The sequence below is a fragment of the Ructibacterium gallinarum genome (genome assembly GCF_014982785.1).
GTDB lineage: Bacteria > Bacillota > Clostridia > Monoglobales > Monoglobaceae > Ructibacterium > Ructibacterium gallinarum.
The window spans coordinates 1-1,203 of sequence record NZ_JADCKB010000074.1; the positions used below are offsets into that span (position 1 = coordinate 1).

Below are 1,203 nucleotides of genomic sequence, written 5' to 3' on the forward strand. Positions count from 1 at the left end.
TATAGTCAGTGCACCGCTGTGCCTTAATTTCATAACCGAGGAATTTTGCCGCCTGACTGCTGGCATTAGTAATCAATGTCTTTTCCGCTGACAGTTCTAATTGAAGCTCTTGCTTTAAGAAATCGTGAATTTCTGCTTTGATTTTCTCTGCATCGGCTTTCGAACCAGTGAATCCGATGAGGAAATCGTCAGCATACCGAACATAGCGGCATCTGCGATAGTTCTCGTCATAAGGGTCAACCGAGGGAATACCGCGTCGTTCTACTTCAAGTTTGTGGGCAGTTTGAATATCACCACGCTTTCTTGCTTTACTAATTTCAGCATTCATCCGACTATACACAGGATTGGCTTTTTGTCGCTTCCCCCGTGTGTTATTCGGAATCAGGACTTTCTCAATCCACTGGTCAAACTCATTGAGATAAATATTTGCCAGAAGTGGACTGATAACGCCACCCTGCGGGGTTCCGCTGATTGTCTGATTGAACCTCCAATCCTCCAGGTATCCGGCTTTCAGCATATTAGATACCAAGCGGATAAATCTGCCGTCATGGATATTTTTCTCAAGTATTTTCAACAGAGCAGCATGGTCTATTGTGTCGAAGTATTTAGAAATATCCCCTTCGATAAACCAGCGTGTTCCTTTCCACACTTGAATTTCCTGCAAAGCTGTGTGGCATCCCCTGTTGGGTCGGAATCCATGAGAATGTGTGCTGAATTGCGGTTCATAATACGCTTCCAAAATCGCGCGCATCACTTCCTGCAATAGCTTATCTTCCCATGTTGGAATGCCCAGAGGACGCTTCTTCCCGTTTTTCTTTGGGATATATTCACGTCTTGCCGGTTTCCACTGATACTTTTCTTCTCTGAGAAGTTCAATCATCCTGTCAACTTTCTGAATTGACATTCCATCAACCGTTTCTTCGGTGACACCTTTTGTCATTGCTCCGTTATTCGGGTATAACTTTGCATAGGCGTTCAGATAAAATTCACGGTTGAATAAGAGCTTATAAACTCTCTCGATAGGTTTGTGCTGTTTTCCACGTTCTTGAATGACTGTTAAAATAGTTTTGGCTGTACGCATCTCACGCACCTACTCCTTTCTAACAAATCGAAATTACCTGCCGTCCTTCGCCATGTGAGCGGCTTTCCCGCTTCCGATTTTACGGCTATCCCTGTCGTTTCAGGGTTCTCGGACTACTATGA

At 44.2% G+C, this 1,203-nt stretch carries 1 protein-coding gene; it reads right to left on the reverse strand.

Annotation, left to right across the window (positions count from 1 at the left end; all coding sequences use genetic code 11):
• Positions 1 to 1,081 (reverse strand): reverse transcriptase/maturase family protein (locus INF28_RS12745; RefSeq protein ID WP_226393827.1); only part of this gene is annotated, 1,081 nt, incomplete at its 3' end.
• Positions 1,082 to 1,203 lie beyond the last annotated feature (122 nt).